We start from the raw sequence: 25,376 nt of genomic DNA on the forward strand, positions 1-25,376 counted from the left end.
CCCCGCGGCAGTGGGTCACAACCCCCGGAAGAGTTCCACGATCTCCGCCGCGCTCGTGTCCCGGCACGCGCCGAAACCGGTGCCCGCCCACAGGTTCAGCCCCCCGGCGTCGCCCGCGGACGCGGCCCGCAGCGGCGCCGTCATGTAATGCACCTGCGGGTAGCCACTCACCTGCGCAGATCCGAGTCGGTCGGTGAACCCATTACGCAGGGCGCGGGCCCAGCGGCCCGAGAACGCCCGGGTGACCACGGTGTCCCTGCCCCCGCCGTTCAGCAGGGCCTCCCGGTGGGCGGGTTTGGTCCCCGCTTCCCGCGCGGTGAGGAACAGGGTGCCCACTTGCACCGCTACGGCTCCGCGGCCGAGCAGGCCCGCGGCGTCCTCGCGACTCGCGATCCCGCCCGCGGCGATCAACGGGATCTCGCTCAACTCACGCGCCTGGTCGAGCAGTTCCGCGGTGCTGATGTCCTCCGGGGTCGTGGCCTGGCCGTGTGTGGCCCGGTGTCCGCCCGCTTCGCGTCCCTGCACCACGATCGCGTCCGGTGCGAGTTCCACCGCGGCCTCGACTTCCCGCGCGTCCGTGGCATTGAGGACGACGACGCTGCCCGCCTCACGCAACCGCGCGACGTCGGCCGCTCCCGGCAGTCCGAACGTGAGCGAGACGAGGGGCACGGGGTTGGCCACGAGGTGATCCAGCTTGGCTGGGTAGTCGTCATCCGTGAACGGGCCCGGCTGCGGGGCAGGGACGTCCAGGTCGGCGGCCACGGGGGCGAGGGCTCGCGCGTATGCCTCAAGCTGCTCCGGATCGGAGGGGTCCCGTTCGGGGACGAAGAGGTTGACCCCGAAGTGGTCCGTGCGTGCGGCGACCTCACGGATCTCCTCCGCCATGGCACTCGCGGACTTGTAACCCGCGGCCAGCATCCCCAGTCCGCCCGCTTCCGCTACGGCCACGGCGAGCGCGGAGCTCGAGGGGCCACCCGCCATGGGCGCCTGCACCACGGGTACGGACAGATCGTGCAGAGGGTTCGTCATCGTGGCTCCTTATAGTGGGGGCGTGCCGGATTCCCATGATGCCAGTCCCCTCACCAGCGCCGACAGGACCCCCTCACGTCCCGTGATCAAGGTGACCGGTGTGGTGCTGCGGCGCGCCTCGGACGGGGCGGTCCTGACCGTGCGCAAGCGTTCGACCGGGATGTTCATGTTCCCCGGGGGCAAGCCGGAGGGGGACGAGACACCGCTGGAGACCGGGATCCGCGAGGTCCGGGAGGAACTGGGGATCTCGCTGACCCCGGAGCAGTTGCGCCCCGTGGGGGAATGGCACTCGGATGCCGCGAACGAACCCGGTCACGGGCTGCACAGTCACGTGTTCGTGAGCACCGTGCCGCTCACCGACACCCCCGTGCCTGCAGCGGAGATCGTGGAACTGCGGTGGCAGCCCCTCGCGGGTGCGGAGGACGTCACGGACCTCGCTCCCCTGGCCCGGTTGCACGCTCTCCCGGCGCTGCGTGCCGCGTCCAGCGGGGCAGGTGTCTCCGGCTGCGAGTCGTGAAGCGCGCGGAGGCCACCGGCAAATTGTGAGGCATGTAGAGGCCCACCGCGGATTCTCAGGCACTCCAAAGCCACTTAACCGCCCGAATACTGGCTTCCGCGTGCCCAGCGTTTCGATAGTGGTTTCCGCGTGCCCAAAGGTTTGTGAGGGTCACATGGGCGGGCATTCCCGGGGCGGGTCACTGGGGTATCGCCGTTTCACTATGTTCCACGCCACGACAGCAGAGGCTCCGGGTCACGTGCGGCGCATGACCGTGGCGGCGTCCACGGTGACGTCGTCGAGGGGGGCGGGTGCGGCGTCGTCGGCGGAGGGATCGCGAGGGGTGATGCCCAGAGCGTCCGGGGCGAAGGTGCGCAGGGTCTGGTGGGGGTCGTCCACCGGGGCGCGCAGCAGGGTGGCCGTGGCCCAGCCGTGGGTGAGGAGGTAGTGGTCGCTGTCGGGTTCCTCCGGGCCGGTCTCGGCGCTGTAGGTGACGGCGATGTGCTTCTCGTCCCCGCGGCCGATCTGAGCTTGCACCGCGCCGAAGCCCGCCAACCGCGCGGGTTTGAGTCCCCGGAGGCGTTCGGGGGCGACGTCGGGGACGTTGATGTTGAGGATCCACTCGTCGAACGGACGGGTCTCCCATCGCTCGAGCGCGAACCGGGTGACCAGGTGCGCGGTGTCCCAGTGCTGCGGCGCGCCGGACGTGATGGACACCGCGATGCCGGGGATCCCGTGGGACGCGGCCGTCAGGACCGCCCCCACGGTGCCGGAATGCAATGTGGCCTTGCCCGTGTTCGCGCCCAGGTTGACCCCCGAGAGCACGAGATCGGGCCGCTGGCCGAACGCACCATAGGACGCCAGGAACGCGATCAATGCGGGTGCGGCCTTCACGCCCACGCAGTCCACGTCGCGCGGCATCCCGGGCGGCGCGGCTGCGACGAGCGCGATCCGGCCGTCGATCTCCTCCCCGGACAGGGAGGAACTTGCACCCGAGTACTCCTCGGCGGGTGCGGCCACCTTCACCGTGTGCCCTCGATCCAGTGCGGCGCGCACCAGAACCGCGAGCCCCGGGGACGAGATGCCGTCGTCATTGGTGACCAGGATGTGCATGTGCACCATGGTGACACGCGCCCGTCACGCGGACCAGAGCCCGGTATTCGGGCCAGGCCACCCAGGAGGACCAACCCGGTCACGCTTCACACGGGCCGAACTGCCCGCGACCACGTCCGGTCAGGGTGCACTGGGCGTCAGACCGAACTGCTCGGCGCGTCGAGCCGGAGCCGGGTCGTGGCACCGAATCGGAGAGCCACAGGTCAAGCACCCGGAACGTCAGGACAGCGTGCGCACCGTGATCTCGCGGGCGAACTTCTCGATGGTCGTGCGGTTGCCGGTCCCCAGGCCGCGGCGCGCCACGTTCAGCGCTCCCGCTGATGCACCGAGGGCCACGGCCTCCACGAGATCGAAACCGCGCGCCAGACCCACCGAGATCCCCGCGGTCATCGAGTCCCCCGCCCCTCGGTGGTCCAGCGGTGTGATGGACGGCGCGGAGACCTCCCGCACGGAATCCTTCTCCACGAGCAGCGCGGGGTCCTTGGCGCGTGAGATCACCACGGCGCCCGCACCGCGTTCGAGCAGCATGTGTCCGGCGCTCACCAGGGCCTCCGCGGTGTCCTCCGCGACGAGCTCGAGATCGAGCACCTCTTCGTGGCTGATCTTGAGCACGTCCACGTTCGCCGCCACGGCCGCCAGTGCGGGCTTGCCGCTGAGGTCCGCGACCACGGTGGTCCCGGCATCCCGCGTGTCCCGGATAAGGCGGCCGAAGAACGACGCCGGCACCACGTCCCCGGGTTCGGCCCCGGTGACCGTGAGGACGTCCGAGGCGAGCGCGTCCACGAACGCCGTGCCGTAGAGATCGTCCAGTTCATGGCGGGAGAGCTCCGGGGGCGGCATATGGGCCACGGTCTCCCGGTCCTCGCCGCGCAGGTCGTAGACGTATCCGCCGTTGCCGTACCCGTAGCGCACAGCATTGACCTGCATGCCCAACCCGTCCAGCATGGTGCGGATCAGCGAGCCCAGTTCCCCGCCGAACGGCCCGCTCACGGACACGTCCGCCCCCAGCGACCCGGCCATCCGGGCCACCCACAGCCCCTGCCCGCCGGGGTGCATGTGCACGTCCGATTCGTGGGAACTGCGGTTGCGATGCGCAGCCGGTTCCGTGATTTCCGTGATCAGCAGCGGAGTGGGAACCAGGATGGAGATACGCGGCTTGGGGCCGGGGCGGGTCTCGGTCACGAACGAAAGCTACATGACACGGGCGCTGGTGAACAGCACACCAAGGTGTCACCATGGTGGGATGAACGTCACCGCACCGGTTCGTATCGTGGAAGGTCAGGCCGCCAGTGAGCACACGCTGCGCGCCCTGAGCGCGTACTTCAGCGAGTTGAACAACCGGATCGACGGCGGTTTCGATCCCGAACTCACCGAGGTCACCGGCCCGGAGGACGTCACTCCGCCGCACGGGGATTTCTTCCTCATGACGGATTTGGTCACGGGCTCGGTCATCGCGTGCGGCGCGGTGCGCAAACTCGACGACGACCGCGTGGAACTGCGCCGGATCTGGGTCACCCCGGAACACCGCGGACAGGGCCACGCGCGCACCCTGGTGCGGGCACTCGAGAACAAGGTGCGCGCTTTCGGCGCCACCACGGCCGTGGTCTCCCTCAACGAGGAGATGACCGAGGGGATCGCGATGTTCCGCAAGCGCGGCTACGAGCCCGTGGATTCCTTCCACGACGCCACCACGGCCTCGGTCTTCCTGGCCCGCCAGTTGTAGCCCCACCGATCGCAGGCCAGCAGTCATAAACCCGCAGGGTATGAGCCCGCCGAGCGGTGAACCTCAGTCGCGGGCCTCGCGCGTCTTCTTCCGGTTGGCCTTGTCGATCGCCTCGACCAATTCGTCCTTGGTCATGTCCGAGCGTCCCGTGATGTCCAGTTCCTGGGCGAGTTCGTACAGGTGCTCCTTGCTGGCGTTAGCGTCCACCCCGCCGGCGGTGTCCTCCGAGTTCAGGCCGCCCTTCTCGGCGCTGTCGTCCGAGGGCCCGTTGTGCTCCTTGGGCTCCCAGTGGTCCCCGACCTTCTCGTGGGTGTGCTTGACGGCCGACCACGCGGTGCGCGCCGCCCGGGCGTCGTCGTGGTATTCCTCCTGCGCCGAGTCGTAGGTCTGCGCGAACGTGTCCTGTGCCTTCTCGTCCGAGCGTTGCAGCGTGGACGGGATCTCGTCCTGACGCGCGTGGCCGTTCTTCTTCGCCTTGGGCACGGGGGCCTCCTCAGAGCGTTCGGGTGTCACTGGTGGCTCGATCCTACGCGCCGCCGACGCCGCTGCGACAGGCCCGCCCGCTGCTTGAGTCAGTGCCACTCAGCTTTCGTGCGTCAATGACTAGCACTTCCGCCGACAGCCTGCTACATTAGACGTTGTTGAGTCACAGAGACTCAAGAAACGTGATGGCTCCACGCGGGTAATCGACCGGTTCGCGGGGCACAGCACGTGGGTGCCGCAGAGTGAAGGAGTAATCGTCATGGCTACATTCGACCCGTTCTCCGAGGTCCAGAACTTTGCCAACCAGGTCCTCTCCGGCCGCAACAGCCTGGAGCAGATGCCCATGGACCTCTACCGTCAGGGCGCCAACTATTACCTTGCCGCGGACCTGCCGGGCATCGATCCCACGAGCGTGGACGTGGACGTGGACGGTCAGCTGCTGACCATCCGTGCGCAGCGTCGTCTGCCCTCCGCGGAGAAGGACACCAAGTGGATCGTGCGCGAGCGCCGCAGCCACTCGTTCGTCCGCCAGCTCAACCTGGGCCAGGGCATCGACACGGAGAACATCACCGCCGCGTACGACAACGGCGTGCTGACCGTGACCATCCCCGTGTCCCCCAAGTCCCAGCCGCGCAAGATCCAGGTGGCCACCGGCCAGGAACACCACGACAACGTGGTCCTGGAGCACGACAAGGGCTCGGACGAGGACCGCTCGCAGAACGTGCAGACGGACTCCGAGGGGTCGCAGGACTAACCAGAACCGAACAGGGCCGATCAGGACCGACCCTTCACCGGCACTGACCGGCGAATCCACCCGGTCGGAACAGGCCTGCTCAATCGGGGGCTCACCGCCCCATGACATGACTGTGCCCCGCAGGTCACCCTGCGGGGCACACTCATGTTCACGACGGGGTCAGCGGTTCATCCACCGCACCACGTGGTCGAGGTCCTCGGACGCGCGCGACGTCCAGACCATGAGCGCGTACACGTGCGGTCCGCCCTCACAGACCACCGCGGTGGTGTCCACGTTTGCTCGTACCAGCTCGGCCACGAACTCCATGGTGTCCGGGTAGAGCATGTCCCGGTCACCCTGCAGCACGAATGTGCGGGGCAGTCCGCGCACGTCGCCGAACGCGGGGCTCACCATGGGGTCGGTGACGTCCCGTGTGCCGGCCCACCACCGAGCGGCGGCCCGAGCGCCGTCGGTACCGAGCATGTGGTCCGCGTCCCGGTACGCCTCGATCTGGGGGTTCGTCACCGTGGTGTCCACCCACGGGGCCATGAGGATCAGACCCGCCACGCCGCGATCGTCCGCGTCCCGCAGTCGCATGGCCTGGGCCAGCGCCAGACCACCGCCGGCGGAGTCACCCGATAGGAAGACCCGTGGGCCGAACGACCGCGCGAGGTCCCACACGCCGTCGGCGAGTTCGAGCGCCTCGTCCACCGTGTGATCGGGGGCGAGCCCGTAGCCCGGCACCACCACGGTGACCCCGGTGCGCTGCATCAGGGCGTCGATCCAGCGCCAGTGCACCGTGGTCATGGGGTTCACGTACGCGCCGCCGTGCCAGTGCACGACCACCGGGGCGTCCGCCCGGGTGATGGCCGCCTTGGGCCGCGCGACGATGACCGGGTACCCGGCCACCATGACCTTCTCGAAGCTCGCGCGCTTGTGCATCGCCTTGTGCGGTGCCGCTTCCTCGCCGCGCACGGCCAGGGACTCGAGCAGCTTCTCCTCGGAATCCAGCACATCCGGGAGCACCCGCAACGCCTGGTTCGTGGCGCGCAGCACCGGGTCCGCGGCGCGCACGATCACGTCCGCGGCCGGCTTGGCGGCCCGGTCCTCGGCGATGCACGTGCTCGTGGAAGCCGCCGCATGCCGACCGCGACGCCGCTGGGTCCCCGCGGTCCCGGGCGTTGCGGTGTCTTCGCGGGAGCCCCCATTCTCGGCAGCGCCCGCGGGCTCACCGCGGCGCTGGGCGTCATCGGCCACGGCACCGAGAGGGGCCCCGGTGGCATGGTGCTGCCCAGCCGAGCGACGCTCGGATCCCCGGTGGTAGGTGGCACGGTGATCGGCCGCGGTGCGGTGGTTCCCGGCATGACCGTGGGTCCGCTCGCCGGCCCCGGCACGGTGACCGTGCGACGTCGTCCGACCGGAAACACCGGCCGCACCGGCCGCACCCGCGGTGGCCACGGCGGCGGTCGCGGCGTGCTGCCCGTGACCGGACTTTCCCCGGCGCTTCCCGGACACCGCGCGATGGCGACCGGTGACGGGGGCGGACCCGGCGGCGTCGCCCTCGGAGACCGTGCCGGACTGCCCGGCACCCTGCACGGCGAGGGACTCACCTTCGACGTCCACGTGCGGGAGGATCTTGTCCAGCCAGCGCGGGAGCCACCAGGCCTTCTCGCCCAGCAAACGCATGACCGCGGGGATCAGGAGCATGCGCACCACGAACGCGTCCAGGAGAACGCCGATCGCGAGTGCGAAGCCGATGGGCCGGATCATGGCCATGTCCGCGAAGATGAAGCCCGCGAACACGGAGATCATGATGATCGCCGCGGCGGTGACCACGGAGCGGCCCGCCTTGAAGCCGTAGACCACGGCCTGGCGCGCGGGGTGCCCGTGGGCGTAGGCCTCGCGCATCCCGGAGACCAGGAACAACTGGTAGTCCATGGCCAGGCCGAACAGGATGCCGATCATCAGCGTGGGCAGGAAGCTGAGGATGGGCCCGGGATCGTGCACGCCGAACACGGCGCCACCCCAACCCCACTGGTACACGGCCACCACGGCACCGAAGGCCGCGAGCACGGAGAGCAGGAAGCCCAGCGTGGCGATCACCGGGACCAGGATGGAGCGGAAGACCATGAGCAGCAACAACAGCGAGATGATCAGCACGACGCCCAGGTAGAGGGGCAGTTTCTCGCCCAGCAAATGGGAGACGTCGATGTTCGCCGCGGTGGTGCCGGCCACGCCCACGTGGACGTCCTCATTGGCCTGGAGGTCGCCGTTGAGGTCCCGGATGTTGTTGACGAGTTCCTCGGTCGCGGCGTCCGCGGGTCCCGAGGAGGGGATCACCTGGATCACGCCGGTGGTGTTGTCGTCCGTGGTCACACCGGGGAGCACGTTGGCCACGTCGTCCTGCTGCGTCAAGCGGTCCGCCACCGTGTTCATCTTGTCGGTGGCCTCGGCGTCGTTGAGACCCCCGGGGAGGTCCACGACCACGGCGAGGGGTCCGTTCTCACCCGCACCGAAGTCGTCCGCGATGCGCTGGTAGGCCTGGTACTGGGTGCTGTCCTGGGGTTCGGTGGACGCGTCCGGCAGGCCCAGGCGCATGGTCTGGGCCGGCAGCGCGAGCACGATGAGCACGGCCGCGCACGCCAGGGTGGTGATCCAGGGATGGCGCAGGTGCAGGGGGACGTCGTGCTCGTCGATGTTCTCCTCGCGGGGCGCGGCGTCCCGCACCTTCCTGGGCAGCACACGCCGCCCGGCGAGGGAGAGCAGAGCAGGGGTGAGTGTGAGGGTCAACAGCAGGGCGACCGCCACGGCCACACCGGCCACGGTGCCCATGAGTCCCAGGAACGGGATCGCCGTGACGTTCAGAGCCACTAGGGCCACGATCACGGTCAGCGCCGCGAAGAACACGGCGGTTCCGGAGGTGCCCACGGCCATCCCGATGGATTCCCGCACGGGCATACCTCGTCGCAACTGCTGCCGGTGCCGGTTGAGCACGAACAGGGAGTAGTCGATGCCCACGGCCAGGCCCAGCATGACGCCGAGCATGGGCGTCACGGACATCATGTCGATCACGCCGGAGAACGCGAGGGTGGCACTCGTGGCGATGGCCACGCCCAGCAGCGCGGTCAGCACGGGCAGCGCCGCGGGGACCACGGCGCGCAACATGATCAGCAGCACCAGGGCCGCGATGATCACGCCCACGATCTCCGCCGGACCCACCAGGGAAGAGATGTCCTGCGCGAGCTCCTGGGAGAACTCGGCGTCCACGCCGTCCACGGGGTGGTCCTTGATGGCGTCCATCACTGCGCTCTTGGTGTCCGATTCCACGGAGGTCTGGTCCACCGAGAAGCTCACCACGCTGATCGCGGAGTTGCCGTCCCGGGAGACCACGCGGTAGTCACCCATGCGTTCCATGGCCCGTTCACCCTCTTCGAGCTGGGCCTTCTGCTGGGCGATCTGCTGCGGGTCGATCCCGCGTTGCTGCAGGATGCGCTGTTCGCTCACGCCCGGCGGCAGGTTCTGGCGCAGCTGTGCGAGTGTTTGCTCGCCCTGCTCGAGCTGCTGGCGGCCGTCCCGCAACTGCTGCCGACCGTCGTCCAGCTGCTGCTGCGTCTGGAACGGGTTGCTCGTGGAGGCCACCTGGTCCACGTCCTCGGTGGCCTTCAGAGCCTCGGCGATGCCGTCCTTCTGAGCCTGCGTGAACTCGGAGCCGTCCTCCGTGAAGAACACGACGCGCCCGGTACCCTGGTTCGCCTCCGGGAGTTCGTCCTTGAGCCGATCCGCGAGGTTCTGGGTCTCGGTGCCCGGGATCGTGATGGCGTTGCTCAGGTTCACACCCGACATGGCGACCCCGCCCACGGCCAACGCAAGCACCGCGAGCCATACCAAGATCACCGCCCACGCGTGGGAGGCTGCGCTCTTGCCCAGCCTGTACAGAAGTCGTGCCACGGGATTCTCCTACTGAATCGGAAGTTCTCTGGTGGGTGCGTCGCGCGGGGCGGCGGCTGATCGGTCCATGGGTGCTGTGCGGTTGTCGACGACGCCGCGGCGCCGGTCTGCGGTCTCGGGCCCCGGCATCGGGGGCTCGCCGGTGGTGCTGGTCAGGGTTTCGGATCGGTGCGCGGCATCAGGAATCGAAGCCCCGCCCCAGGACGCCGAGTGCGGTGGCCAACAGTTCGTCCCAGATCCGGCGACCCCGCTCGTCCAGCTCGCCCCCGGTGCGCGCAACCCATTCGTCGAGACACTCGGCGAACGAGTTGATGAGCGTGGTGGCCACCAAGTGCGTCTCGAAGGACGAGTGCTGCGGCAGCCGTTCGCGCAGCACCTCGTTCAAGCGGTCCACGGCGGTGCGGGTCACCCTGAATCCCCACAGCGAGGCCGCGGGGGTGTCCTGCAGGTCCACGGAGAACACCGGTTGGAGTTCCTCGATCAGGGTGTGGGTGCGCAGCGATCTGATCAACTGCCGGTAGACGTCCCCCAGGGAAACGTCCGACGACGCCGCTGTCGTACCCTTCGGCGTCGTCGGCTCCGGGAGATCCCGCAGCACCCCGTCGATCAGCCCTGCCACGAGTTCCGAGAGGTACTCGAACACCGCGTCCTGGGCCGAGGGGAAGTGGTTGAAGATGGTCCGGCGGGAGACCCCCGCCCGCGCGGCCAACTCGTTGACGGTCACGCGGTCGATGCCCAGCTCGGTGGCCAGTTCACCCGCGGCCGCGATGATGGCCCGCCGATTGCGCAGCCGAATGGCTTCGCGCTTGTCCTTGGGCTCCCCCGATCGGGGCTCACCCGAACGGTCGTCGGCGCATCCGGACAGCAACGTGGTCAACACGTGATCCATCGTACGGCAGTAATTGCACTGTGTGCATCTTCTGGTGAGGAGGCTCTCATCACCTCCCCGCCAAGTCTGCGTACGTCAGTCCTCGAGGGATCGATGGTGGGGGCGTCGGTCCCTGGAACGCCGGTTGTCGGAGCGTCCTGCGAGGTATCCCGCCCGCACGTGATCCGGGAGCATGCCACCACCGGTGAGCCAGGCCAGATGGGTGGCCCCGTCGGGGATCTTCATCGGGTTCTCCCCCGCTCCCTCGTGGGCGACGCGCCGCAGGGCGTCCAGGGCCGCGGCGGCCGAGGGCTCCACCACCATGCCCTCCGCGCCATGCAGGCTCCTGACCTGGGACAACATCGCGTCATCCGTGCACGTGACGTAACCGGCGAGCAACCCTTCCACGGCTCGACCCACGAATCCCGAGGCCCGCCCCACCGCGAGCCCGTCCGCCACCGTGCGGGTGTCCAACCCCAGTTCCGTCACAGAGATCCCGTCATGACGACCCGTGTACACACCCAGGAGCATGCAGGGTGCGCGGGTGGGTTCCACGAACACACAGTGCACTGCATCCCCGAATTCCCGTTTCAATCCGTACGCCACGCCGCCCGGGGCTCCCCCGATGCCACATGGGAGGTACACGTACAGGGGATGCTCAGCGTCCGCAGCGACACCCAGGTCATGTAATTGCCGGGCCACCCGCGCTCCCGCCACGGCGTACCCCGCGAACAGGCTCAGCGAGTGTTCGTCGTCCACGAAGTGCACCGACTCGTCCGCCTCGGCGGCCACACGCCCCGCCGCGACGGCTTCCGTGTAGTCAGTGCTGTGTTCCACGACCTCCACTCCCCGCGAACGCAGCAGATCCTTCTTCCACTGTTGCGCGTGTACGGACATGTGCACCGTGGCCCGCAGCTCGAGCGCCGCGGCGATGATCCCGATGGACAGCCCCAGGTTTCCCGTGGAACCCACGACCACACGGTGCTCCCGCATGAGCCGGCGGAAGGGCTCGGCCCCGAACACGGTGTAGTCCGGTCCGGGCCGCGGTGGTTCCGGCAGCAGGCCGTGGCGCACCGCGAGCGTCTCGGCGTACTGCAGGACCTCGTGCACCCCGCCACGGGCCTTGATGGAACCGCTCACGGGGAGGATGTCGTCACGTTTGAGCAGGACCCGCCCCGTCCGGATACCGCTCACGCGCTGCCACTCGCCGGCCTCGTCCAATGGCGACTCGATGAGCCCCCGCGCGGGCGCGGTCTCGGGGAAGGTCGCCGCAATCCAGGGCCGGAACCGCTCGAGGCGCGCCGCGGCGTCGTCGACCAAGGCCGGGTCCACCCCGGAAGCCGCCAGCCCCCGGGCGCTGTCCACCGCGGGATTCCACCATGTCAGGGGTTCCTCCCGGGCCAGCCGGGACAGCACGGGATCCGACGCACCCCTTGACCCGTGCTGCCTCGGCGGCTCCGTGGTGGGTTCGATCTCCGGCGTATCCATGGCCCCATCATGGCGCGGCATGCTCTCACAGGCCACCGACCGGGCTCAGCCCCCGAACTCCCGGTACTGCGCGGCCAACCGGACGGGAGCATTGGGGGCGCCGAAGCCCACGTAGCCGCCGCGGCGTTCCACGACCTCCACGAACACCTCGCCCAGCGTGGCCGTGTAGAAGTGCAGGAACTCCCCGTGCTCGTCCCGGTCGTAGAGCAGCCCGTGGGATTCGAGCTCGGCCACGAACTCAGGATCCAGATCGAAGCGGGCCACGAGGTCCTCGTAGTAGTTGCGCGGCACGGGCAGGAAGGCGAGCCCGCGGCGTCGTGCCCGGCGTGCCACCGCGACGACGTCCGAGCACGCGAGCGCCACGTGCTCCGGGTAGGCCGCGCCCGTGAAGGCGCCCTGCTCCGCGGCCATGGGCGCCACATTGAGGGGGATCCGCACGGTGTTGCCCTCCGAGCGCATGACCTGCGAGCGCACGAGTCCGGACGGCCCCGCGACCTCTTGCGAGGACGTGGGATGCAGGTTCAGCAGGGACGTCAGGAACAGCACCGCCTCGTCGTAGTGCTGCCACGGCTGGGCCAGGTTCACGTGGTCCACGCCCGTGATCAGGGCGCCCGACGCCGCGTCGTCCTGGTCCGCGCCGAACTCCCCGAGCCACGGGGGCACCCCATGGTTGCCGTGCGGGCCGAAGAATAACTCCGTCCCGTCCGGCGCGAGCACGCCGTGCAGCACGGTCTCGTCCGGCTGCTGGGCGCGATCCACGGCCCGGGCGAGCAGGCGTTCCGCGCGGTACGCGGCGAGGTCGGGATCCGCGACCTGGAAGCCGAGGGCCGCGAGCCGCGTGGGCTGCACGGTGGCCCCCGGGTCCTCCGAGACCACGATCCGCACCGGCCCCTGCGTCCACGCCTGGACCGAGTCCTTGGAGCGGTGGTGCCCGGCCAGGGAGAACCCCAGCTGATGTAGCAACCGGGTCACGCGCCCGAGCTCCCGGGTGCGCAGCTCCACGAAGTCCCAGTCGTCGGGGGTCTGCGGAGCGGGCAGATCGGTGAGCACGAGCGGCTCGCGCTCGGGTTCCCCGCCGGCGTCGCGCACGGCGTCCGCGGTCTGGTCCTCGAGCCAGCGCAGGGACCGCAACCCGTCCACGGCCGTGCGGTAGACGTCCGCCTGCCGGAACGAGTCGTTGAAGATCTCCAGGGACACGGGCCCGGCGTACCCGCACTCGTGCAGGCGGCCCAGCAGGTCCACCAGGTCGAAGTCCCCCTCACCCGGGAAGACCCGGTGGTGGCGCGACCACGAGAGCACGTCCTGTTGGAGCAGGGGCGCGTCCGCGAGCTGCACGAAGAAGATCTTGTCCGGGTCGCACTTTTCCACCCCGGCCACGGTGTCCCCGCGGGAGAAGATGTGGAAGCTGTCCAGGCACGTCCCGACCCGGGGGTGGTCCGCGAGTCCCACGATCCGGTGTGCGTGGCGCCAGTCGTTGACGTGCGCGCCCCACGCGAGAGCCTCGTAGGCCAGGTCGATCCCGTATTCGTCGGCGACGTCGCCCGCGGCCCGCAGCTGCTCGGCGATCGCCTGGTCGTCGTCCAGAACACCGGTAGCCACGTTCGAGCACACGAGCAGCACCGTGGTGCCCAGCCGGTTCATGAGTTCGCACTTGGCGCGCAGTCGGCGCAGGGAATCCGGGAACGCCTCCGGGGCCACCTCCACGCCGTCGCGGAACGGCTGGTACATGTCCAGGGAGAGCCCCAGCTCCGCTGCGAGCTCTCGGAGTTGTTCGGGCGACGACGGCGAGACCACCAGGTCCGGCTCGAAGACCTCGATCCCGTCGAACCCGGCGGAGGCCGCCGCCCGCATCTTCTCCTCGAGGGTTCCGGACAGGCACACCGTGGCGATACTGGTCCTCACAGGGCACCCTCCTGTTTCTCGTGGCTACGCTCACCCTCGGCAGCGGACGCGGGGACGGTAACGGCGTCGTCGCCCTGGCCGGTGAGCTCCAGGAAGTGCCGGCGCATGCGGGCACTGTCCGGGGCGACCCCCGTGATCAATGCAAATGCATCTACCGCTTGCCCCACGGCCATGTGTCCACCGTCCAGCACCGAGCACCCGAGAGCCCGCGCCGCCCGTACCAGGGGCGTCTCGAGCGGAAGGTAGATCACGTCCGCGACCCAGTGCTCCGGTCGCAACAGACCCACGTCGAAAGGCGTCCCGGGGTGATGGTGCATCCCCACCGGGGTCGCGTTGACCACGCCGTCGGCCGCCGCGATGTGCTCCGTGGCCTGTTCGGCCGTGACGGCTTCCACCACCGCGTCCGGATAGCGGGCGGCGAGTTCGTTCGCTCGCTCGGCGGCGCGGGCCACGTCCACGTCCACGAGACACAGCCGCTGCGCACCCAGGGACAGCAGGGCCTCGGCCACCGCGGACCCCGCCCCGCCGGAACCGAACTGCACCACGGACCCCACGGTCACGCCGGGCAGACCGTGCCCGAATCCGGTGGTGAACCCCGAGCAGTCCGTGTTGTACCCGATGAACTTTCCTTCCCGGATGAGCACCGTGTTCACGGCCTGGATGGCCTCGGCGCGCGGATCGATCTCGTCCAGGTGCTCGAGTACGAGCTGCTTGCACGGGTGCGTGATGTTGAAGGCGTTGAACCCCAGATCACGCCCGGCCCGCAAGAGGTCCCCCACACTCGTGCCGGGGCGTCCGATCACCCCCAGGTCCACGGGGCGGTAGAGGTAGCGCAAACCGTGCCGGTCCGCTTCGGCCTCGTGCATGGGCGGGGTGAGGCTCTGGGTGATGCCGTCGCCGATCAAACCCACCAGGTAGGACTCGTTGCGAGTGGACATGGGACTCCTTCCGGGGAGTGTGTGCCGTGGTCAAGAGGTGCGAATTCAGGGCCCGGGGAGCCCGGACCCGAACATCAGCTGCGCTGCGGAAGCACCACCGCGAGTCGGTCCGCGGCCTCCCGCAACAGGGGGACGTTCTGGATGAGCTCACTGGGATCGCACCGGTGTACGGGCGCGGCGAGCGCGAGCGCCGCCTGGAGGGGAGCACCTGGGGACATGACGGGCACGGCCAGGGCGGCCATACCGTCGTCGTGCTCCTGGTCCTGCAGGGCCCACCCCTGCTCCCGGACCTGCGTGAGGATCGCGCGCAAGCGCTCGCGGTCGGTGAGCGAGCGCTCCGTGCGCGCGCTGAGGTCGAGGGACGCCACGAGGTCATCGCGGACGCCCGGTGCGGTGAAAGCCAGCAGCACCCGGCCGAGCGCGGAGGTGTGCAGCTCCCCCCGGTCCCCCGGGTCCGTGGTGATGCGGTGGTGCGGGCCGTCCACGGTGTGCACGGTGAGGAAACGGTCCCCGTCCAGCACGGCCAGCAGACAGCTCTCACCGGTCGCCTCCACGACCTCCCGCATGACGGGCAGTGCGGTGCCGGCGTAACCCCTGGCCGTGGCCGCCTTCTGTCCCATCGCGAAGAGCAGCAGACCCAACCGGTACTGCTTGGTCGCGGGCTCGTACTCCGCGTACCCGGCGTCCACGAGGGTGCTCAGCAAGCGGTAACACGTGCTGAACGCGTAGCCGGAGTCCGCCACGAGTTGCCCGGCGGTCGCCCCGTGGGGGTACTCGGCCAGCATCTCGAGCAGCGCGAGCCCCTTGCGCACGGTTCCCGAACGGTCAGCGGCCCGGGACCGGCTACCGGCCCCGCCCGCCCCGGACTCCCGACCCGGTTTTCGGTCGCCTTCTCGCTCCGGTTCCCGGCCGGATTCCTGCTCCGGTTCCTGGGCCGCCGACGCCGCGACGCGCGGCTGCGATGCGCTGGGGCTCACGCTCAACTCCTGATTCGCTGACGGACATTCTTCTCGACCACTTGACGAACAGTGTGACCCACACCATTCTTGGTTTCAAGTATTCGGAAGTGATTTTCACTATTTGGCAATTGCCAACGCGATGACGCCCCACGGAAGGACCCGCTCATGAGCACGACCCCAGGACCGGATCAGCCGATCCACCCGCCGACCCCGGCGGCGTCGGCGTCGGCGGGACAACTGACCGACGCACGCCCCGAGAACGTCAAGACCCCCAAGAAGGCGGCGCTGGCCAGCTGGATCGGCTCCGCGCTCGAGTACTACGACTTCGCGGTGTACGGCACCGCGGCGGCGCTCGTGCTCAACCACTTGTTCTTCCCCAAGGACGCGTCCCCGGGTGTGGCCATCCTGTTGGCCATGGGCACCGTGGGCGTGGCCTACGTGGTGCGGCCGCTGGGGGCGCTCATCATGGGCCCGCTCGGTGACCGGATGGGACGCAAGTTCGTCCTGATGCTGACCCTGTTCATGATGGGCGGCGCCACGTTCCTGGTCGGGTGCCTGCCCACCTACGACCAGGTGGGCCTGTTGGCACCCGCCCTGCTCGTGCTGTGCCGCGTGATCCAGGGCCTGTCCGCCTCGGGTGAGCAGGCCAGTGCCATCTCGGTGTCCCTGGAGCACGCCCACGACCGCCACCGTGCGTTCACCACCTCGTGGACCCTGCAGGGGACGCAGTTCGGCACCCTGCTGGCCACCGCCGTGTTCATTCCGTTCACTCTGTTGCTGAGTGAGGAGCAGCTGTTCAGCTGGGGCTGGCGCGTCCCGTTCTGGATCTCCGCCGTGGTGGTCCTGATCGCCTACCTGATCCGCCGTCACCTGGAGGAGCCGCCCGCCTTCGAGGACGCCCAGGCCGAGACCCCCGGCGAGAAGCCCGCGACCCCGCTGGCCCTGATGCTCAAGTACCACAAGGCCGCCGTGATCCGGATCGCCGCCGCCGCGCTGATCAACACCGTCAACGTAGTGTTCCTGGTGTGGTCCCTGTCCTTCGCGACCTCGGTCGTGGGCCTGGAACGCTCCACCATGCTGTGGGTGTCCGTGCTCGCCAACTTCGTGGCCCTGTTCACCATCCCCGTGTGGGCGCTGCTCGCGGACCGGGTGGGCCGCAAGCCCATCTTCGTAATGGGTGTGATCGGTTCCTCGCTGCTCATGTTCCCCTATCTGGGCGCGGTGTCCTCCGGTAACTGGGTCCTGATCTTCCTCCTGGGTGCGGTGCTCTCCGGCGTGTTCTACTCCATGGCCAACGGCATCTGGCCGTCCTTCTACGCCGAGATGTTCCCCACCCGGGTCCGTGTGTCCGGGCTCGCGCTGGGCACGCAGATCGGCTTCGCGATCTCCGGCGGCGTGACCCCCTTCCTGGCCACCGCCGTGGCCGGCGCCGAGGGCGACGCCTGGCTCAACGTGGCACTCGTGGTCTGCGCCGCCGGTCTGATCTCGGTGATCGCCGCACTCACGGCCAAGGAGACCAAGTCCCGTTCGCTGCGCAACATCGACGACCTGCACACCAGCCGCACGGAGGCTCTCGAGGTCGTGGCACTGGACAAGCACAACGCCGCGGGCCGCTGAACGCTGCCCCGTACAACGACGCCGCGACGGCCGGGATCATCCCGACCGTCGCGGCGTCGTCACATCCAGTTGCGATCGCGACATCAGCCCCGATCAGTAGCACGGTTCGCGCTCCCCGGTGATGACGCTCAGAATGGCACTCCGCTGCTCAGGGCGATGTTCGCGAACGGGGTGCACTCACCTGTGCGAATGATCAGCTTGGCCCGCGGCAGCATGGCTTTGAGGTCCTCATGGGGAACGTCTCGGATCGGGCACTTGAGATCCCCCCACAGCCGAGAAGCCGCTAGGGCGCGCGCTTCTGTGGCTATGACCGCCGATTCGACCTCCAGGACGCGCATGACTGCGGCATACACGTTCGCAAAACTCGGGACCCCGGCGACGAGGGCGAGGTCCACCACAGCAGCGGAAACCGGAAGCGGCATCCCAGCATCCACGATGAATGTCAGGTCTGTGTGCCCCAAGAGCGACAAGCGATGGTTGAGCTCAGCGTTCAGGATTCCGTCCTTCAGCATGTCGCCCCCTCCTCATCCAACGTCGGTAGGCTCGCGCCCCGCTGCGGGTAGGACGACTGGGTCCCCGCGGACAGGACTGCCCCGGCCGCGAACCGAGCCGCGTACGAAACCGCCGCGTCCAGGCCGGCACCGTGGGCCAACCGTGCCGCAGCCGCACCGACGAACGCGTCACCTGCACCCGTGGTGTCCACGGCTTTCACATGGGCAGCCGCCACCGCGCGGAGGCCGGAGGGATCGCCCACGATCGCCCCCCGGGCACCGAGCGTCATGACGACGCTGGGGACGCCTGCTGCCAACAGTGCGCCCACCACCGCGGTCTCCCCCGAGCCAGATGGTTCCCCGCCCAGGATCCGTAGAGCTTCCACGCCCTCGTGCTCGTTGACAATGAGCGGATCGGCTTTGAGGAGAACGTGAACCGGGACATCGATCACGGGGGCGAGGTTAACCACGAGGCGCCCTGGGGCCCGTTGGGCTGCACGAGCCACGGTCTCCGCCGGGACTTCCCCCTGCAGCACCACAACACCCTCCAGACCGCCATCGTCCGCTACACGGTCGACGTCCTGCGCTGTGAGGCTCCCATTTGCCCCGGGGATCACCACGATGGAGTTCTCCGCGGAATCCTCCACCCAGATCAGGGCCGTGCCGGTCGGCACTTCCTGGCGCGTGAGGACAGCAGAGAGGTCCACTCCGTCGGAACGGAGGTAGGAGAGTGCTGTGGATGCGGCGTCGTCATCACCCACCGCGCCGATGAAGCGAACGGTCGCGCCCGCCCGGGAGGCTGCCAGGGCCTGGTTGGCGCCCTTGCCGCCAGGCGAAGTCACCAGCGAGGTACCTAGGAGGGTTTCTCCCTTGCCGGGTAATCGAGGAACCGTGGCGGTGACATCCGCATTGGTCGATCCCACCACGGTGACGTCGACGGAACCGGATCCCGTCGCTTGCGGCACGGACGAAAGGGAAGCCGTCGTAGGAACAGGCATCAGGACTCCTCGGCCTTGTTCTGGAATTCGTCCACATTGTCCTTGGTCACCGTGGTGACCGGCACGGGAACGCTGGCCTGCGGCGGCTCGCCGTGGATGACTCGAACGGCTTGCAGAACGGCCTGCCTGCCCAACTCCGCCGGACTCTGTGCGATGGTGCCTGAAAGCGTACCGACCCTCACGGCCTCGAGTGCATCCCCGCCACCGTCAAATCCGATGATCTTGACATCCGTGCCTGCACGAGAACCCAGTGCCACCGCGGCGCCCAGTGCCATCTCGTCATTGTGTGCATACACGGCATCGATGTCCGGGACCGCCTGCATCATGTTGGTCATCACGTCCAGGGCCTCCTCCCGATCGAAGTTGGCCGTCTGAGAGGTGACGACCTGCATTTCGGGGTATTTCCGAAGTTCCTTCAGGAACCCCTCCCCCCGGTCTCGCGTGGCAGAGGCACCCGGTTGGCCTTCCAAGACCGCGATCTTGCCTCTGCTATGCAGGAGGCCCGCCAGGAGCGTGGCAGCCTGCCGTCCACCGGCCACATTATCCGATGCGATGAAGCTGTCCGGCGTTCGGTCCGTGATGCCCCGATCCACGGCGATCAGGGGAATGCCCTGCTCCATGACTGCGGTAGCAGCAGGTTTGGCGGCGTCGGAGTCCACGGGGTTGACGATCACCGCGCGGGATCCGCTGACCGCGGCCGTCCGCATCTGATCCAACTGGCTCTCGGCATTGTCCTGGGCATTGACGACCGCTAGGTCTATACCCACTTCGCGAGCGGTGGCCGCGGCGCCATCCCGGAGGTCCGCGAAGAACGGATTGGACAGCGTGGACAGTGTCAGGGTGACCTTCGGTAAGGACCCTCCGGAGGCACACCCGGCGAGAGCCGCACCGGCAATGCCTGCCAGGCCCAGATTGAGCAACTGTCGTCGTGTTGGTTGCTTCATGGTTTTTCCGTCCCCCTCACAACCGCGCGTTCTTGCGACGAATCACATCGAAGAGCACCGCGATCGCAATCACTACACCGATGACCACCTGTTGCCAGAACGGGGAGACGTTGAGGAGGTTCAGGCCGTTGCGGATCACGGCCAGAACCAAGGCACCCACGAGGGTGCCGGAGATCCGCCCTACGCCACCGGACAGAGATGCCCCACCGATGACCACGGCGGCAATGGCATCAAGTTCGGCGCCGGTGCCGATGGTCGGCTGCACCGAGTCAAGCCGCCCTGCAGTGACCATGCCCGCCAATCCGGCGAAAGCACCTGAGAGCACGAACACGAATACGACAATGCGTTTGACTGGAATTCCCGACAGCCGAGCAGCTTCAATGTTGCCGCCCACCGCGTACATGTAGGCCCCGGCCACGGTGAAGCGCAGGATGAACGTGGCGATCAGACCCGCGATGATCAACACCACGATTGGCACGGGAATGCCCCCCAATTCACCACCCAGTACGGCCATCTGCCTGGGCGCCTCGACCGGGCGACCATCGGAAATCACCATGGTCAGACCGCGGGCCACCGACATCATGGCCAGAGATGCGATGAAAGCGGGGAGTTTCCCGTACGCCGCCGCGATACCGGTGACCGCCCCCGTCACCGCTCCGACCGCCAACCCGAGAACTATCGTCAACATGTCCGGTAAGCCCCAATTGGCGACCATCGATGCAGACGCCATCGCAGAAAGCGCCGCAACCGATCCCACGGAGAGGTCAATACCCGCCGCCACGATGACAAAGGTCATTCCGAAGGCGAGGATGGCAATCGTAGCCACCTGTTCACCGATATTGATGAGGTTCTGCCCGCTCAGGAAAGCAGGCGAGGCAATGGCCATGATGACGGCCAGGACGATCAACCCGATGAGAGCACCGTTGTTCGCCGCGAAATTTTTGAGGTCAAATCCTCGCCGGTTCGATGCCCCTGTTGAGATGCTGTTCATGCTTGTTCTCTCGTCTCTCGTTCCAGAGTGTGAATAGCGCGCTCTGCACTCGCGTCACTGTGGGAGTTGGACACAGCCAGAGCCATGACAGAGTCCTCCGTGGCCTGCTCACTGGATAGCTCACCGGAAACTCGCCCTTCGGACATCACCAAGATGCGGTCTGACATCCCGAGCACCTCCGGCAGTTCGGAGGAGACGAGCAGAACCGCTCCCCCGGCATCGGTGACATCCCGGATCAGCTCGTAGATCTCCACCTTTGCCCCCACATCGACTCCTCGTGTGGGCTCGTCCAGAAGCAAGATCCTGGATCCGGCTGCTACCCACCGCGCGAAAACCACCTTTTGCTGGTTACCGCCCGACAGATCCCGCACGTGTTGATCGATGTCTCGCATGCGCACCCGCAGCTTTGCCGCGACATCCTGCGCACGGCGGCGCTGGCCCGCCCGGTCCACCAGGCCCGCCTTCGCAGTGCGGCCCACCGTGGCGTAACCGATGTTGTGTGTCACGGACGCATCCAGGACGAGCCCCTGATGCTTCCTGTCCTCCGGAACGTGACCGATCCCGGCTTGCACTGCCGCCGCGACATCACCCGCAGGTAGGTCCTGTCCAGCGATCGTTACGGACCCAGTGCGCTTCTCGGCTCCCGCGATCGCACGAATCAATTCCGTACGGCCCGCACCCACCAATCCGGCGATCCCCACGACCTCACCCTGGTAGAGGGAGAAGCTCACATCTTTCACCAGATCCCCCGCGGAAACCCCTCGCACGCAGAGCAACTCCTCGGCGTCGTCGTCCCGGCGGCGAGGACGACGGGGAAACTGCTCGCTGAGTTCGCGGCCCACCATCAGACGGATGAGTTCATCCTCGGTCGTGGACGCGGCGACTTCCGCTACGGCAAGGCCGTCCCGGAGGACCACCACGGTATCCCCTACCCGTGCGATCTCGTCCATATGGTGGCTGATGAAGACCATTCCAACCCCGCGCGCTTTGAGCTCATCGATGACTGCGAAGAGCGCGGCGGACTCGGTGCCGGTCAGGGCGGCCGTCGGCTCGTCCAGAATGAGAATGCGAGCGTTCAGTGACAAGGCCTTGGCCACTTCGACCAGCTGTTGACGGGCCACACCCATATCCCCGAGGTTTGCTGATGGATCCAAGTCCATACCGATGCGAGCCATGGCATCGCGCGCAATACGAGCCAGCTTCTTCCGGTCCACCACACCGAACTTCCGGGGCTCTCGCCCTAAGGAAATGTTCTGAGCGACGCTCATAGTGGGGACGAGATTGAGTTCTTGGTGGATGGTCGCGATGCCCAAGCGCTCGGCCGCTCTCACATGCGGTAGGTGGACCTGTGTGCCATCGACGATGATTTCACCTGAATCCGGCTGGTAGATCCCGGACATCATCTTGATCAGCGTCGATTTTCCCGCACCATTTTCGCCGAGCAGGACGGTTACCTGCCCCGGGTGGATGGCAACACTGACATCCTCGATCACACGGACCGATCCGAACGACTTGGAAACATTGCGTAACTGCATCAACGGTTCACTCATTGGTCATCGCCTCCCTTCTTGTCCTGCTTGTTGATTGAACTGACATCGAGGAAGGACGGTACGGCGCCACGGATCCTCGCTTTTCGAAGTGAGTGGGATGACGCACGATGCTTCCCTTGCTACTGGGGGTTCGGTCCAGCAACAACGACACCGCTTCTGCGCCCATTGCCTCTACGTCCTGGACGATTGCGGAAAGCTGCGGGTTGCACAGCCGGAACGCCTCAAGGTCGTCGTGCGCCACCACCGAGATGTCCTCGGGGACTCTCACGCGGCGCTCATTGAGGGCGGCCATAGCGCCCATCGCCATTGGCCCGTCAGCGATGATCACAGCGCTCGGACGTCGTGCACCCGGTAGAGAGAGCAGGTGTTCGATTCCCCGGCGACCCGAGCCTGGCTGGAAGTCACCCTCGTACACGAGCTCGGCAACCGTTGAGCGTCCTGTGTCCCCAAGAATCGACTCGTAGGCATGGCGTCGTTCCCGGCCCGTGGATGAACTCGTGGGGCCTGCGATCAGCGCGATGCGCTCATGACCCAAGGCCAGAAGTTCTTCCACGGCCTGAGTAATACCTCGGGTATCCGGCACGACCGCCGGAACGTCCAACTTCGACACCACGCGGTCCACCAAGACCAAAGGAATGCCCGCTTGTTCTACGGCCTCAAGGGCTTTGGGCCCCCTAGCAGTGTCACGCTGGCCCTGGGGCACGACGATCAACCCGTCAACGTTGTGGGACATCAGGAGCCTCACCGCCGCTTCCTGGGTTTCCAGGCGTTCGTCAGCGGCCGAGATCAGAGTGACCAAGCCCCGCTCACGAGCATGGCGTTCCACGGCGTGTGCGAGATCCGCGAAGTGAGGATTCCGAATGTCTGGGATCAGTAATCCGATCGAGCCCGTCCGAGAACTGCGGAGCGCGCGAGCCTGAACATTGGGACGGAAGTCCAGTTGCGCCGCAGCTGCCGTGACGGCTTCACGAGACGCTGCGCTCGTTGCCGGGCTTCCTGAAAGCACCCGGGACGCTGTGGCCACGGAAACCCCCGCAGCTGCGGCGACATCTCGAAGCGTGCTGTGGGATCGCGGGGTATGCGACTGCGGCTGTGCCACGCCGAGCTCCTTTGCTCGTGGGGGGACACCATGTGGAAACGATTCCATGGAATCGTTTCCACACTCTGCCACATGAGTGTGATGCAGGACAACCCCTGATGTGTCCCGCCACACTAGCGGGTGTCTCGTGTCGAGATACCGCGCTGCCGCGACGACGCCGCGCGGCCCCGTCCTCAGACGTCCCGGCGGCGTCCGGGCGGGCGGGTCGCGTGGATGGCGACCGAGACCAGCAGGGCGGCCACCCCGGCCCCGAGGGTGAGCAGGAACCCGTGCCGCGGCACGACCGACAGGACCCCGCCCAGTGCCGAGCCGAAGGAGACCCCCAGGACCAGGCAGGTCGTGAGCATGGTCATGACGCTCGCGATCCGGTGGGACGGGGCCACGCGCTCACCGCGCGTGTAGGCACTGACCAGGATGGAGCCGACGCCCAGGCCGATCACCGTGAACAGCAGCGCCAGACCCACCGAGCCGGGGACCGGCAGCAGTAGGACGGACACCAGCACCACGAGAAGTGCTCCGCCGGCCACGCGCCATGCGAGCGGCACGCGCTCCGGGAGCCGGGACACCAGCACGCTCGCCACGGCGCTGCCCAGCCCCATGAAGCCGTAGATGATGCCCGTGTAGGCATCGGTCCCTCGGGCCGCGTTGATCGCGGTGAGTGCGGTTTGCGTGGAGCCGAAGACCGTGCCCACGCACAGGCACGCGAGCATGGGCGGGAGGACGGCCTTCAGGCGGATCCGTGGGGCGGTGCCGTCGGTGAGGGTGGGCGTCTGCGCGTCCACCTTCATGCCGCGGCGGCTCACCAGGTAGGCGATGAAACACCCCTGACCCACCACGACCCACGTCATGAGCACCAAGAGCGCCGGATTCGGGCCGAGTACACCCACCAGGATCCCGGCGATCACGGGCCCCAGGATGAAGCTGATCTCGTCGCACGCGGTCTCGTACCCCAAGGCCTTGCCCACCAGGCCGGGGGTGTCCCGGCGCCTGGCCAGGGCGGACCAGCGGGCCCTCGCGATGGCTCCCACCTGGGGGTTCGCGGCGCCGACCACCGCGGCGCACACCAGGATCAGTGACCGGGGCGCGTCGTGAAGGACCACTGCGAGCAACGATCCCATCCCGAGCAGTTGCACCACGGTGGCCGCGAGCACCACGGGCAGGGGTCCGAAGCGATCCACCAACCGCCCGATCACGGGCGCGCCCACGGCGGAACCGAGTCCCGCGGCGGCCACGGTGATCCCCGCGAGCCCCAGGCCCAGACCGGCCCCGCTCACGTACAGCAACAGACCCAATTGCACCGTGGCGGCGGGGAGCCTGCCAACCAGCGCGGTGATGAGGAAGGGCCATCCGCCCGCAGCCGCGAGGGACAGTGAGTCCTGGGCGGATTCAGGGACGGCGGGTGGGCGAGTGCTCACGGATTCTCCTGGGTACGACCGACGCCGCGCACCCGACCACACGCGCGGATAATCCCCTGACGACACCTCGATGTTACCCGGGGGCCATCGGGCCGCGGTCTCTACTGCACCCTCGTGGCCCAGCGCGCCAAGTCGGCCCAGGTCCGAGGCAAGCGCTTCGTCCACGTCGACTGCACGGAGTATTCCCGGCCCATCCTCGAACGGACGGGCCTGATACCGATCACTTCGGTCACCGCCGCGACGTGGCGCCGAGGCTGATGACAGGGCAATTCGTCGAGCCCGAGCGGTTGTTGGGGCCGATCAAGGGTCAGCTATTTTGTGCAGTTGACGTAGTCGAGGAATGCGAAGTGGAGCAAAAGCAGCATCACCCCCCGCGAATCGGCATTTGCTCAGCTAAAGCAGGGGGGTCAGCCGCTCGTCCGAGGGTCCCCGGGCTGAGGCGCCAGTCACGACCCAAGAAACGCAGGAGGGTGGGGGGGGGGGGGGGGGCGGGGGGGGGGCCCGCGGGGGGGGGCCGGGGGGGGGGGGGGGGGGGCCGGGGGCGGGGGGGGGGGGGGGGGGGCGGGGGGGGGGGGCCCCCGGCGGCGGGGG

The 25,376-nt window shown here is 68.0% G+C and carries 21 protein-coding genes; 4 read left to right on the forward strand and 17 right to left on the reverse strand.

Translation table 11 applies throughout. The annotated features are described in order from the left end of the window. Positions 1-15: 15 nt before the first annotated feature. A complete protein-coding gene (locus A5728_RS11065) occupies positions 16-1,029 on the reverse strand; it encodes a nitronate monooxygenase family protein (RefSeq protein WP_064847127.1) in 1,014 nt (337 codons plus the stop codon). An 82-nt stretch (positions 1,030-1,111) separates the two neighbouring features. Between A5728_RS11065 and A5728_RS11070 the strand changes: the two genes are divergently transcribed. Beyond that, positions 1,112-1,546: an NUDIX domain-containing protein gene (locus tag A5728_RS11070; RefSeq protein WP_231885625.1), complete on the forward strand. Its 435-nt coding sequence runs from the start codon at positions 1,112-1,114 to the stop codon at positions 1,544-1,546. 234 nt (positions 1,547-1,780) lie between these two features. On the opposite strand, the gene surE is transcribed toward A5728_RS11070, so the two are convergent. Both surE and A5728_RS11080 read right to left on the reverse strand, forming a co-directional pair. After that, complete coding sequence (gene surE, locus A5728_RS11075; RefSeq protein WP_064847149.1) at positions 1,781-2,638, reverse strand: 5'/3'-nucleotidase SurE; 858 nt, start codon at positions 2,636-2,638, stop codon at positions 1,781-1,783. 219 nt (positions 2,639-2,857) lie between these two features. Next, positions 2,858-3,820, reverse strand: a complete 963-nt coding sequence (locus tag A5728_RS11080) for a 1-phosphofructokinase family hexose kinase (RefSeq protein ID WP_064847129.1) — start codon at positions 3,818-3,820, stop codon at positions 2,858-2,860. Between the two features lie 61 nt (positions 3,821-3,881). On the opposite strand from A5728_RS11080, the gene A5728_RS11085 reads away from it, so the two are divergent. After that, the gene (locus A5728_RS11085; protein ID WP_064847130.1) at positions 3,882-4,361 is read left to right on the forward strand and encodes a GNAT family N-acetyltransferase; all 480 of its coding nucleotides are present in this window, start codon (positions 3,882-3,884) and stop codon (positions 4,359-4,361) included. Between the two features lie 63 nt (positions 4,362-4,424). Here A5728_RS11085 and A5728_RS11090 read toward each other — a convergent pair whose 3' ends face one another. After that, entirely contained in the window at positions 4,425-4,844 is a 420-nt protein-coding gene (locus A5728_RS11090) for a ChaB family protein (RefSeq protein WP_064847131.1), read from the reverse strand. A gap of 259 nt (positions 4,845-5,103) precedes the next feature. On the opposite strand from A5728_RS11090, the gene A5728_RS11095 reads away from it, so the two are divergent. Further along, entirely contained in the window at positions 5,104-5,598 is a 495-nt protein-coding gene (locus A5728_RS11095) for an Hsp20/alpha crystallin family protein (protein ID WP_064847132.1), read from the forward strand. A 159-nt stretch (positions 5,599-5,757) separates the two neighbouring features. On the opposite strand, the gene A5728_RS11100 is transcribed toward A5728_RS11095, so the two are convergent. The 6 genes from A5728_RS11100 to A5728_RS11125 form a co-directional block, all read right to left on the reverse strand. After that, on the reverse strand, positions 5,758-9,525 hold the full coding sequence (locus tag A5728_RS11100; protein WP_064847133.1) for an MMPL family transporter: 3,768 nt from the start codon (positions 9,523-9,525) through the stop codon (positions 5,758-5,760). 178 nt (positions 9,526-9,703) lie between these two features. Beyond that, the gene (locus A5728_RS11105) at positions 9,704-10,405 is read right to left on the reverse strand and encodes a TetR/AcrR family transcriptional regulator (RefSeq protein ID WP_231885626.1); all 702 of its coding nucleotides are present in this window, start codon (positions 10,403-10,405) and stop codon (positions 9,704-9,706) included. An 84-nt stretch (positions 10,406-10,489) separates the two neighbouring features. Continuing rightward, on the reverse strand, positions 10,490-11,881 hold the full coding sequence (locus A5728_RS11110; protein WP_082943426.1) for a D-serine ammonia-lyase: 1,392 nt from the start codon (positions 11,879-11,881) through the stop codon (positions 10,490-10,492). A 45-nt stretch (positions 11,882-11,926) separates the two neighbouring features. Continuing rightward, positions 11,927-13,783, reverse strand: a complete 1,857-nt coding sequence (locus A5728_RS11115) for a bifunctional sugar phosphate isomerase/epimerase/4-hydroxyphenylpyruvate dioxygenase family protein (protein WP_064847134.1) — start codon at positions 13,781-13,783, stop codon at positions 11,927-11,929. Further along, a complete protein-coding gene (locus A5728_RS11120; protein WP_082943427.1) occupies positions 13,780-14,721 on the reverse strand; it encodes a shikimate dehydrogenase in 942 nt (313 codons plus the stop codon). The genes A5728_RS11115 and A5728_RS11120 overlap by 4 nt, the downstream gene beginning before the upstream one ends. Positions 14,722-14,795: 74 nt before the next feature. After that, on the reverse strand, positions 14,796-15,698 hold the full coding sequence (locus A5728_RS11125; protein WP_231885627.1) for an IclR family transcriptional regulator: 903 nt from the start codon (positions 15,696-15,698) through the stop codon (positions 14,796-14,798). Positions 15,699-15,845: 147 nt separating this feature from the next. Between A5728_RS11125 and A5728_RS11130 the strand changes: the two genes are divergently transcribed. Then, on the forward strand, positions 15,846-17,297 hold the full coding sequence (locus tag A5728_RS11130; protein WP_082943428.1) for an MFS transporter: 1,452 nt from the start codon (positions 15,846-15,848) through the stop codon (positions 17,295-17,297). Between the two features lie 128 nt (positions 17,298-17,425). Here the strand turns inward: A5728_RS11130 and rbsD are convergent, their stop codons facing one another. The 7 genes from rbsD to A5728_RS11170 form a co-directional block, all read right to left on the reverse strand. Next, a complete protein-coding gene (rbsD, locus tag A5728_RS11135) occupies positions 17,426-17,809 on the reverse strand; it encodes a D-ribose pyranase (protein ID WP_064847135.1) in 384 nt (127 codons plus the stop codon). Further along, positions 17,803-18,786 carry a ribokinase gene (locus A5728_RS11140; protein ID WP_082943429.1) on the reverse strand — a complete coding sequence of 328 codons (984 nt, stop codon included), beginning with the start codon at positions 18,784-18,786 and terminating at the stop codon, positions 17,803-17,805. Before A5728_RS11140 ends, rbsD begins: the two co-directional genes overlap by 7 nt. Next, positions 18,786-19,730: a substrate-binding domain-containing protein gene (locus tag A5728_RS11145; RefSeq protein WP_064847137.1), complete on the reverse strand. Its 945-nt coding sequence runs from the start codon at positions 19,728-19,730 to the stop codon at positions 18,786-18,788. Before A5728_RS11145 ends, A5728_RS11140 begins: the two co-directional genes overlap by 1 nt. A gap of 16 nt (positions 19,731-19,746) precedes the next feature. Continuing rightward, positions 19,747-20,721 (reverse strand): ABC transporter permease, encoded by a 975-nt coding sequence (locus A5728_RS11150; protein ID WP_064847138.1) that lies wholly within the window; start codon positions 20,719-20,721, stop codon positions 19,747-19,749. Next, positions 20,718-22,271: a sugar ABC transporter ATP-binding protein gene (locus A5728_RS11155; protein ID WP_064847139.1), complete on the reverse strand. Its 1,554-nt coding sequence runs from the start codon at positions 22,269-22,271 to the stop codon at positions 20,718-20,720. The genes A5728_RS11150 and A5728_RS11155 overlap by 4 nt, the downstream gene beginning before the upstream one ends. Continuing rightward, complete coding sequence (locus A5728_RS13780; RefSeq protein ID WP_082943431.1) at positions 22,264-23,418, reverse strand: LacI family DNA-binding transcriptional regulator; 1,155 nt, start codon at positions 23,416-23,418, stop codon at positions 22,264-22,266. The genes A5728_RS11155 and A5728_RS13780 overlap by 8 nt, the downstream gene beginning before the upstream one ends. A gap of 125 nt (positions 23,419-23,543) precedes the next feature. Further along, the gene (locus A5728_RS11170) at positions 23,544-24,785 is read right to left on the reverse strand and encodes an MFS transporter (RefSeq protein ID WP_156523454.1); all 1,242 of its coding nucleotides are present in this window, start codon (positions 24,783-24,785) and stop codon (positions 23,544-23,546) included. Positions 24,786-25,376: the final 591 nt, after the last annotated feature.

Source organism: Kocuria sp. ICS0012, from assembly GCF_001665945.1.
Classification (GTDB): domain Bacteria; phylum Actinomycetota; class Actinomycetes; order Actinomycetales; family Micrococcaceae; genus Kocuria; species Kocuria marina.

Coding starts and splice junctions, on each gene's coding strand:
- A5728_RS11065 (WP_064847127.1), bottom strand. CDS start 1,029: ATGACGAACCCTCTGCACGATCTGTCCGTACCCGTGGTGCAGGCGCCC.
- surE (WP_064847149.1), bottom strand. CDS start 2,638: ATGCACATCCTGGTCACCAATGACGACGGCATCTCGTCCCCGGGGCTC.
- A5728_RS11085 (WP_064847130.1), top strand. CDS start 3,882: ATGAACGTCACCGCACCGGTTCGTATCGTGGAAGGTCAGGCCGCCAGT.
- A5728_RS11095 (WP_064847132.1), top strand. CDS start 5,104: ATGGCTACATTCGACCCGTTCTCCGAGGTCCAGAACTTTGCCAACCAG.
- A5728_RS11110 (WP_082943426.1), bottom strand. CDS start 11,881: ATGGATACGCCGGAGATCGAACCCACCACGGAGCCGCCGAGGCAGCAC.
- A5728_RS11120 (WP_082943427.1), bottom strand. CDS start 14,721: ATGTCCACTCGCAACGAGTCCTACCTGGTGGGTTTGATCGGCGACGGC.
- A5728_RS11130 (WP_082943428.1), top strand. CDS start 15,846: ATGAGCACGACCCCAGGACCGGATCAGCCGATCCACCCGCCGACCCCG.
- rbsD (WP_064847135.1), bottom strand. CDS start 17,809: ATGCTGAAGGACGGAATCCTGAACGCTGAGCTCAACCATCGCTTGTCG.
- A5728_RS11140 (WP_082943429.1), bottom strand. CDS start 18,786: ATGCCTGTTCCTACGACGGCTTCCCTTTCGTCCGTGCCGCAAGCGACG.
- A5728_RS11145 (WP_064847137.1), bottom strand. CDS start 19,730: ATGAAGCAACCAACACGACGACAGTTGCTCAATCTGGGCCTGGCAGGC.
- A5728_RS11150 (WP_064847138.1), bottom strand. CDS start 20,721: ATGAACAGCATCTCAACAGGGGCATCGAACCGGCGAGGATTTGACCTC.
- A5728_RS11155 (WP_064847139.1), bottom strand. CDS start 22,271: ATGAGTGAACCGTTGATGCAGTTACGCAATGTTTCCAAGTCGTTCGGA.
- A5728_RS13780 (WP_082943431.1), bottom strand. CDS start 23,418: ATGGAATCGTTTCCACATGGTGTCCCCCCACGAGCAAAGGAGCTCGGC.